At 64.9% G+C, this 8,690-nt stretch carries 8 protein-coding genes and 2 pseudogenes; 6 read left to right on the top strand and 4 right to left on the bottom strand.

Going from position 1 to position 8,690, the window contains the following annotated elements:
- Positions 1-588 precede the first annotated feature (588 nt).
- The 3 genes and pseudogenes from CCS01_RS10435 to CCS01_RS10425 form a co-directional block, all read right to left on the bottom strand.
- A complete protein-coding gene (locus tag CCS01_RS10435) occupies positions 589-1,815 on the bottom strand; it encodes an ABC transporter substrate-binding protein (protein ID WP_104518766.1) in 1,227 nt (408 codons plus the stop codon).
- 75 nt (positions 1,816-1,890) lie between these two features.
- Positions 1,891-2,178, bottom strand: a complete 288-nt coding sequence (locus CCS01_RS10430) for a BrnA antitoxin family protein (protein ID WP_239992094.1) — start codon at positions 2,176-2,178, stop codon at positions 1,891-1,893.
- 28 nt (positions 2,179-2,206) lie between these two features.
- Positions 2,207-2,452, bottom strand: a pseudogene (locus CCS01_RS10425) (BrnT family toxin); the annotation flags it as partial.
- Positions 2,453-2,611: 159 nt separating this feature from the next.
- Between CCS01_RS10425 and CCS01_RS10420 the strand changes: the two are divergent.
- The 4 genes from CCS01_RS10420 (at position 2,612) to CCS01_RS32685 (ending at position 5,710) form a co-directional block, all read left to right on the top strand.
- Positions 2,612-3,547: a 2-dehydropantoate 2-reductase gene (locus CCS01_RS10420; RefSeq protein ID WP_104518764.1), complete on the top strand. Its 936-nt coding sequence runs from the start codon at positions 2,612-2,614 to the stop codon at positions 3,545-3,547.
- Positions 3,548-3,983: 436 nt separating this feature from the next.
- Positions 3,984-4,373 (top strand): GntR family transcriptional regulator, encoded by a 390-nt coding sequence (locus CCS01_RS10415; RefSeq protein WP_158258333.1) that lies wholly within the window; start codon positions 3,984-3,986, stop codon positions 4,371-4,373.
- Positions 4,370-5,281, top strand: coding sequence for a slipin family protein (locus tag CCS01_RS10410; protein ID WP_104518762.1), 912 nt, complete (start codon positions 4,370-4,372; stop codon positions 5,279-5,281). The genes CCS01_RS10415 and CCS01_RS10410 overlap by 4 nt, the downstream gene beginning before the upstream one ends.
- A gap of 177 nt (positions 5,282-5,458) precedes the next feature.
- Entirely contained in the window at positions 5,459-5,710 is a 252-nt protein-coding gene (locus tag CCS01_RS32685; RefSeq protein WP_146101666.1) for a hypothetical protein, read from the top strand.
- Between the two features lie 510 nt (positions 5,711-6,220).
- On the opposite strand, the gene CCS01_RS10405 is transcribed toward CCS01_RS32685, so the two are convergent.
- Complete coding sequence (locus tag CCS01_RS10405) at positions 6,221-7,144, bottom strand: hypothetical protein (RefSeq protein ID WP_104518761.1); 924 nt, start codon at positions 7,142-7,144, stop codon at positions 6,221-6,223.
- Between the two features lie 124 nt (positions 7,145-7,268).
- On the opposite strand from CCS01_RS10405, the gene CCS01_RS10400 reads away from it, so the two are divergent.
- Positions 7,269-8,276, top strand: coding sequence for a TRAP transporter substrate-binding protein (locus CCS01_RS10400; RefSeq protein ID WP_104518760.1), 1,008 nt, complete (start codon positions 7,269-7,271; stop codon positions 8,274-8,276).
- A 318-nt stretch (positions 8,277-8,594) separates the two neighbouring features.
- Positions 8,595-8,690: pseudogene (locus CCS01_RS35090) on the top strand (IS5/IS1182 family transposase); the annotation flags it as partial.

Raw genomic sequence — 8,690 nt, 5'->3', positions numbered from 1 at the left:
GGACTGATCCAGGCCGGCATCGCCCGGATTTTACGCGACGTCGGGCAATCGACCTTCATCGCGGCGATCTGGGGAAAAATCGGCACCGCTGCGTCAGGCACAAGCGGATCGTCAGCGCCGCTCGCCGACAAAGCCGCGTAGCTCACCCAGATCCGCCCTCATCGTTCCGGTCACGTGGCGCCAATCCGGCGCCACGCAGAAGAAATGTCGCCTGGAAACTACAGTCTCTCTTAACACCCTGTCCAGTTTTCGGGGGCCACCTCACCGCCAGTGTTCAAACCATCGGCCGCTTCCGCAAGAGGAATTCAGTCAGCCAAGCTCTTATACGATTCCCAGGAAGCATTGTCGGTTTCGGCACGCTCCAGGCCAACGCAGGTCGCACCAACAGTTGCGGAAAACGGCCAAAGTTTCCCGGGAATCGGATTACCGGGATCATCGCCGGTCGTCCCTGCAGACGCTGGCTTGAGGGCATGCCCCTGAAAACTGCTATCGTCCGAAACCGATAATGTTTCCGGGAATCGTATAAGTCAGCGCCTGTGCGGCTGGGCCGGGCCTGACGGGGGCCTCCGCCCGGCCCGCGCCGCAATCTTACGCGTGGACCAGCGGGCAGCCGCCGTCGTGCAACGGCCGGAAGCCCTCGTTGGCGGGGGTGGTGGCGAGCAGCTTGTAGTAGTCCCAGGCGTACTTGCTCTCGGACGGCTTCTTGACCTCATAGAGGTAAACCGGGTGCAGGGCGCGGCCGTCGGCGCGGATGGACCCGGGGCCGAAGCAGTCATCGTCGGTGGGCATCGCCTTCATGCGCGCCACGGTGGCGGCGCCGCTCTTTTTCGCCTCGGCGACGCCCATCGCGGCGACCGCCTTCAGGTAGTGGAACGTGCCGGCGTAGCACCCCGCCTGGCCCATGCCCGCCCGGCGGTTGCCGATGGCCGGCTGCAGGCGCTTGCTGAAGGCGCGGGTGCGGTCGTCGCGGTCCCAGTAGAAGGTGTTGGACACCACCAGCCCCTGCGCCGTCTGCAGCCCGAGCGCATGCACGTCGCTGACGAACACCAGCAGCCCGGCCAGCTTGGTGCCGCCGGCGGTGATGCCGAACTCGCCCGCCTGCTTGATCGTGTTCACCGTGTCGGCGCCGGCGTTGGCCAGGCCGATGACCTTGGCGCCGCTCGACTGCGCCTGGATCAGGAACGAAGAGAAATCGGAATTGCCCAGCGGCGCCAGCACGTTGCCCAGCACCTTGCCGCCGGCCTTGGTGACGAAGGCGGCGGTGTCACGCTCCAGCGCATGGCCGAAGGCGTAGTCGGCGGTGATGAAGAACCAGCTGTTCCCGCCCGTCCTGACCATCGCCGCGCCGGTGGAGTGCGCCAGCATCCAGGTGTCCATGGTCCAGTGCACGGTCGTCGGCGCGCACTGCGGCCCGGTGAGATCGGCAGTCGCGGCGGGGGAGTTGATGTAGGCCTTGTCCAGTTCCTTGCAGACCCCTGCTACCGCCAGCGCGACCGCGCTGTTCGGCACGTCGACAATCATGTCCACCTTGTCGCGTTCGATCCATTGCCGCGCCAGGCTGGCGCCGACATCCGGCTTGTTCTGGTGGTCGCCGGTGATGATCTCGACCGGAATGTCCCGCCCGGCGGCCTTGCTGTCGGCCACCGCCAGCTTCACCGCGGCGATGGCGACCGGGCCGCTGAGCTCGCGATACACGCCGGACTCGTCGCCGAGGACGCCGATCCGGATGGTGGGCTTTTGCGCCCGGGCCGGACGCAGCGGCACGGTGGCCGCGGCGGCGGCAGTGCCCAGCACGGTGCGGCGGGTGAGGCTCATGATCGTTTCCCTTGTCGATTGTCGCGGCCAGATAGGGGCTGGTGGCGGAGGGGGTCAAGACATGTATGGTTTCATTCAGCGCACGGACTTCTCCTGCGCCGCGACATGCTGGCGGAGGACGCGGTTGATCTCGGACTGATAGCCCTTGCCGTCCCCGGCGTGGCTTCTGAACCAGGCCAGGACGTCGGCGTCGAGGCGGATCGTGATGGACTCCTTGCGTGGCCGGTAGAGCCCGCCGCGGACTGCCCCGGACCAGTCCAGGACCTCGGGAATATCGGTGGTGTCGATGGCGGAGTCGGGCATCGCCGCAAGCCGTTCCAACCGCTCGCGCTGTTCTTTGGACATTGTCTTGGAAGTCGCCATTTTCGTAGGTCTTCCTCTCCTGCCTTGTCGCCTTTCGGGCGCTTACGATCCTGATGACGTCGTCGGCCTCCGCAGGGTAGGTGTGGACCACCAGCAGCAGGACGACGCCCGCGGCCATGCCCAGGGCGTGCCATCGTTCCTCGCCGTCTTCGATACGATCGAAGCGGATGAGCATAAGCGGATCCAACCAGACCATCGTCGCGTCCTCGAACGCGACGTTGTGCTTGACCAGGTTACGCCGGGCCTTTTCAGGATCCCAAAGGAACTGCGGCAAGACACGGCCTCATGTATTGACAGAGACGTAAATACAACGGCGCCGCTCCGCAAGCCCGTCTCGCGTGACCCGGTGTTGGACCGCCCGCCCAACACCCCCCGTTTGCCATAAGCCGCAATCCCCACCATCCTGTTCGGCATTCACCACGGAGTTGCATCCATGCGCATAGCCGTCATCGGCGCCGGCGGGGTCGGCGGCGCGTTCGGGGCCGCCCTGGCGAAGGGTGGCGCCGACGTCACCTTCGTTGCCCGCGGCGCCCACCTCGCCGCCGTCCGCGCCAACGGCCTGCGGGTCGAGGGCGGGCGTGGCGAAACGGTCGTCAACCCGGCCTCGGCGACCGACGATCCCGCAGGCATCGGCCCGGTGGATTTCGTGCTGTTCTGCGTCAAGTTGTGGGACGTCGAGACCGCCGGCGCCGCCATCCGGCCGCTGGTTGGCCCCGCCACCGCGGTGATCCCGTTCCAGAACGGCATCGACGCCGCCGAGCGGCTGGTGCCGATCCTGGGCGCCGAGGCGGTGATGGGCGGGGTGGCGCAGATCAGCGCCACCATCGCCGCGCCCGGCGTCATCCGCCAGACCGGCACCTTCATGCGGCTGATCTTCGGCGAACTGGCCGGCGGGAAAAGCGCCCGCGGCGAGGCGTTCCTGGGCGCCTGCCAGCAGGCTGGATTCGACGCCACCCACAGCGACCGGATCATGACCGAGCTGTGGATGAAGTTCATCCTGCTCGCCACCAACAGCGCCTTCACCGCCGCCACCCGCCAGCCGCTGGGACGGCTGCGCGACGATCCGGACATCGCCGATCTGATGCTGCGCGCGGCGCAGGAGGTGGTTGCCGTTGGCCGCGCCCGCGGCGTCGCGCTGCCGGACGACGCGGCCGACCGGACCATGGGCTTCACCCGCAACGCGCCGGCCGGGATGATGGCGTCGATGGCGCACGACCTGATCCGGGGCAGCCGGATCGAGCTGCCCTGGCTGTCCGGCAAGGTCGTCGCCCTGGGGCGGGAGCTTGAGGTGCCGACCCCGGTGCATGAGGTGCTGTATGCGGTGCTGAAGCCGTATGTCGATGGGGCGCCGGGTCAAAGCATGTCGTGAGCAATGGCATCGGGGCGGGATTGCTCCACATAACACGATCAAGAACGCGGGCGCCGTGCCGCTCGAACAGGTGGGCCGCTGCAGCGGATCAAATTCGGCAGATAAGGAATGAGCGCCTGTCCCGTCACGGTGAACTACCGCCCGGGTAATCCCAGAACGTGGTGGCATGCCTGGCTCAGGTCTTGGCCAGACCGAGATGCCCTGAGCCTATGCAATGGCAGGCGCAACTTCTTCCGATTCGTCGAGGTTGCACAGGCGCCTTTCGCTGTTGAAGCGGTGCGACGGATCAAGGCCATCTCAATGCCGAACGCCCATCAACGGCTGCCTCCGACGCGGCATGCCTATCCCTTTCCTGTGACAGCAGGTCGACTAATTTATGACTTGACGAAAGGTAGGGTTGGTGCTTGTGTATGAGTGTTATCATACAGGCATACAGTTGCTAGAGACCCTTCGAATAGAGCAGTCGGGCGTACCGATCTATATCCAGATACGAGATCAAGTGCTGCGGGCAATTGGCGCCGGTACGATCAAGCCGGGTGAGAGAATGCCCACCATGCGTCAGGTTGCGGTTGCTCTCAGGATAGATCTCAACACCGTCCGTCATGCCTACGACGCTTTGGCGCGAACGGGCGTGATCACAATCCAGCCGGCCCGCGGCACCTTCGTAGCGCAAAAGCCGCCGTTGGATGATCTGTCTACACAGGTGGAACGCCTTAACGATCTGGCCCATCGCACGATCGCCTCCGCACGCAGCAACGGACTTAACCCGATCGAGGTAGCGCAGCGTATTATAGCCATAGAGCAAGAAAAGGATACCCGGAAATGAGAGATTTACTTGCAGGGCGCAGCGCGAACGACGTCGCGATACTCGTGTCGTCGATCTTGCTCCTGGGTGCGGCAGCATCTGTCGGCACTGAATATTACTGGAGACTTCCGGCACTCTACGTTGTTGCCGGCCTGCTTGTGGTCTTCGCGTTCCTGATTCCCAGGTGCCTGCTGATCGCCAATCAATGGGAACGCATGATCGTTCTTCGGCTTGGCAAGCTCCGGGGCATCCGAGGGCCGGGCCTGTTCCTGATCATACCTTTTATTGACACCGTGGCCACGTCGATCGACCAGCGCATCCAGACCACCGGGTTCAACGCTGAACGCACCCTGACCCGGGATACGGTTCCAGTCAATGTGGACGCCATCATCTTCTGGCAGGTGCATGACACCGAACGGGCCGCGCTGGAGATCGCCAATTATCGCGAAGCCATCGGTCAGGTCGCACAAACTTCACTTCGCGAAATGATCGGCGCAACTGAACTCGCCGATCTGTTATCGGAACGCAAAAAAGCCGATGAACTGCTGAGGGCGGAAATCGGTTCAAAGACGGCGGAATGGGGCGTCGGTGTCATCTCGGTTGAAATCCGCGACGTGGCGATCCCGCCGGCCCTGCAGGACGCGATGAGTCGCAGGGCGCAGGCCGAGCGTGAGAAGGAAGCGCGGATTATTCTCGGATCGTCGGAGCAGGACATTGCGCAGACGTTTGTCAATGCCGCCGATGTTTATGCAAAGTCACCGGGTGCGATGCAGCTCCGGTCCATGAACCTTGTCTATGAAGCAACGAAGGAGCGCGGCATGACCATCGTAATCCCGTCTGGCATGGCTGACAGTTTCGTCGGATTTGCAGGTCTGGCCGCCCAGGAGCTGTTTTCGGCCCGGCAGCGCTGCAACGAAGCTCATAAGTAACGAATACACAGAAATGCCTTCGACGGCCGAAGACCCGCTGTTCCGGCCGTCCACGAGAAGATCGCCTGCCGATCCCTGGCGCTGACTCACGCGCCGCACCACCTTGCCTGATTCACACGCTCAGATCATTTGCAATTGTTGCTACATCCCGTAGCAACATGATTGAGGAGACGTGTTTTGACAAAGTTGCTTCATGTTACAATCAGCGTATCATTGATTCTCGGCGTCGGCATCGATCCTGCCGTCGCGCAGGGTTTGCCGCCCGGCACGCAAGCGCCGCTTTACGGGTCCGCATGGGGCGCCAATAAGGAGCGATTGAAGAGCTCGGCTGCCGATATGCAGGATTCCGGCCAGTTGCGGATCGCACGGGAAGCCGCCCCCATGGCAACCGACCGGGCGGTCCGGCCATCTTCAACTCATCGGAAATAACAACAGGCGCCGCCAGCTTATGCGGGCCTGGGCCTGACGCTTTGTACTTGCCAGACGAAGCGTCTGGCGCCCGGGTTCATCATAGGCCGCCGAAATACTTCCAGGATTATCCGCTGGCTGTCGGGAGAGGCGTCCTGGATGAACCATGTCCGTAAAGGAGTCGTATCGACCAAGTAGTGGAGGCACCCGATGAATCCCTGTCCGTGCATCCTGATGTTTCTGTACGTTGTCCAGTTCGTGCGACCTCAGCTCATGAATGTCATCACGTCAGCATTTGCGGAGTTCAGGCGGATGCTCGTTGCGCCTGTTGACATCGCAGGAGTATTATCAGGTTGGTACGTTCGTTCCTGGCGTGGCAGCTTGCTCACCGTGACGATGTCGTCCAGCGCCTACCGGCACTCCCGCCTTCGCCGAGGTCATCCGGCATGCGATACAGCAGCCTGGTTGAGGCGGATCGACCGCGCCTTCGTCTCGCCATGGCCCGACCTGTCCCAACCATCCGTAATTGTCCTAAACCGACCGTGCCTTGCTGATCGCCTGCCAGCGCATCAGGCGCAGCCGTCCCTGCCGGATCAGCCGCGTGCGCAGCAACCACAGCTCGGCTTCGGCCACCAGCCAGGCGGCGGTGACGGGATCGGGGCGATGGGTAACCAAGTCCCGCACCAGCGCCCGCCACCCCTCGACCACCAGCTCCACGTGCCGCTCGGACACGTCCTCGGCGATGCGGACATCCAGGTGCGCGCGGCCGAGCAGGCGCGTCACCGCGGCCGGCGGCATCAGCTGCCCGGGGTCCCGCCGCTCCAGCTTCGCCCACCGCGCCACCTGCCGATCGGCCGGGTCGAGGGGGGCGGCGGCGACGAGGTCGGTCATGACCAGTTGCCCGGCCGGCTTCAGCGTCCGCGCCAGCCCGTCGAGGACCAGCTCGACATGCTGGCCGGCGAGCGGCTCGAAGGCGACGCAGTGGTGGTACTTGCGGACCTCGAATGCCGGCTGGTCCGGCTCCCACAGCGCCATGCTGACCTTGCGGCCGAGTTCCACGCGGGTGATCAGTCCCTTGCCGGCAGTGACCAGTTCCGTATCCTTCTCGTGCGCGGCGACCCAGGCGCCGAACGCCCGCGCTACGGCGCAGGCGGCGCCGCCGCCACCGCCGCCGACGAGCAGCAGGCTGGTCGCCGGCGACAGCCCGAGCGAGCGGGTCAGCCGCAGGCCCTCGACCTCGCCGCCCGGAAAACTGAACCCCTCGCCCCACAGCCGATCGGCGACCGCCAGGCGGGCGGACGGCCAAGGGGTCCCCGGCGGGGTTTTCGGCGAGGTATGCGGCGCCGGCGCCTGGACCTGCGGTTCCGGCGCAGGCGCGGGCGGCGCGGCAACCGGCTTCGCCGCGGCCGTCGGGGATGCACGCCCGAACCAGCTCTTCACCGCCGAGGACAACATGCTCGGTCTCCTGGGCGGCATGCTAGCAGGCGTTGGTTACCAAAACCTTTACGGCGCCGGCGGGCTCTTGCGCCGATGTTACCGGAGGGTATTTTGCCGCCTGAACGTGCCAAGGAAGCCAGCCATGCCCACCCTCGCCCGCCGCAGCCTGCTCGCCGGGGCCGCGCTGCCGCTGTTCGCCATTCGCACGCGCCCGGCCCGGGCGGCGGACTTCACCCTGAAGCTGGCCAACAACATCCCGGCCACGCACCCGATGACCATACGCCAGCAGGAGGCGGCGAACCGGATCAAGGCGGCGACCAACGGCGCGGTGGAGATCCAGGTGTTTCCGAACAACCAGCTCGGCGGCGATACCGATACGCTGGCGCAGCTGCGTGAGGGCGCGGTGGACCTGTTCACCCTGTCCGGGCTGATCCTGGCCACCCTGGTGCCGCCGGCATCGATCAACGGCGTCGGCTTCGCCTTCAAGGACTACGACACCGTGTGGAAGGCGATGGATGGCAAGCTCGGCGCCTATGTCCGCGGGCAGATCAGCAAGCGCGGGCTGATCGCGATGGACAAGATGTGGGACAACGGGTTCCGCCAGATCACCAGCTCCACCCACCCGATCCGGACGCCGGCGGACCTGAAGGGGTTCAAGATCCGCGTGCCGGTCTCGCCGCTGTGGACCAGCATGTTCACGGCGCTGGGCGCCTCGCCGATCAGCATCAATTTTGCCGAGGTGTATTCGGCGCTGCAGACGAAGATCGCCGAGGGGCAGGAGAACCCGCTGACGCTGATCGAGATCGCCCGGCTGTACGAGGTGCAGAAATACGTCTCGCTGACCAGCCACATGTGGGACGGCTTCTGGATGCTGGCGAACCGGCGCAGCTTCTCGCGCCTGCCGGCGGACGCGCAGGCGATCCTGACGCGGGAGATGAACAAGTCGGCGCTGGACGAGCGGGCGGATATCGCGAAACTGAACGGCACAGTCACGAACGATCTGAAATCGAAGGGGCTGGAATTCGTTGAGGCGGACAAGCCGGCGTTCCGCCAGGCGCTGAAGTCGGCCGGATTCTACGCCGAGTGGAAGAAGAAATACGGCGACCAGGCCTGGGGCATCCTGGAGTCCGAGGTCGGCCCGCTGTCCTGACGGCGCCCCATGCCGCCCGGACGGGATGGCGCGCGACGTCCCGATGGCCGATCGCGAAGAGGCCGTGGTTGAACATCGGGTTCCTGTCGCGGCGGCCGCGTGGAACAGCGGGGCCTGGTACGATCCGACCTTCGATCGACAGTGCCGGCAGCGCCATTGCGTCAACCCGAAGACACTAGGGCGTGTCGTCAATTGGAGCCAGCCGAGTGAGTCTGGGCTGCAACAGTGCGGCGGAATCGTTGATCAACAAGCGGCTTCCCGATTCCAGCAGCCCCGGTTCTTCGATGCATAGGCAGTCAGCTTTGGAGAGGCTGACCGATGCATCGACATGCCTTGCGCGACGACCAGTGGGAGCGGATCAAGGACCATTTGCCGGGCCGTCCGGGGTCCGTTGGCGTGACCGCTGCGAACAAC

The organism is Rhodopila globiformis, assembly GCF_002937115.1.
Taxonomy (GTDB): Bacteria; Pseudomonadota; Alphaproteobacteria; order Acetobacterales; family Acetobacteraceae; genus Rhodopila; species Rhodopila globiformis.
The sequence above is the reverse complement of the archived record's forward strand: the minus strand, read 5'-3'. Positions and strand labels throughout refer to the sequence as shown.

Coding starts and splice junctions, on each gene's coding strand:
- CCS01_RS10435 (WP_104518766.1), bottom strand. CDS start 1,815: ATGAGCCTCACCCGCCGCACCGTGCTGGGCACTGCCGCCGCCGCGGCC.
- CCS01_RS10430 (WP_239992094.1), bottom strand. CDS start 2,178: ATGGCGACTTCCAAGACAATGTCCAAAGAACAGCGCGAGCGGTTGGAA.
- CCS01_RS10420 (WP_104518764.1), top strand. CDS start 2,612: ATGCGCATAGCCGTCATCGGCGCCGGCGGGGTCGGCGGCGCGTTCGGG.
- CCS01_RS10410 (WP_104518762.1), top strand. CDS start 4,370: ATGAGAGATTTACTTGCAGGGCGCAGCGCGAACGACGTCGCGATACTC.
- CCS01_RS10405 (WP_104518761.1), bottom strand. CDS start 7,144: ATGTTGTCCTCGGCGGTGAAGAGCTGGTTCGGGCGTGCATCCCCGACG.
- CCS01_RS10400 (WP_104518760.1), top strand. CDS start 7,269: ATGCCCACCCTCGCCCGCCGCAGCCTGCTCGCCGGGGCCGCGCTGCCG.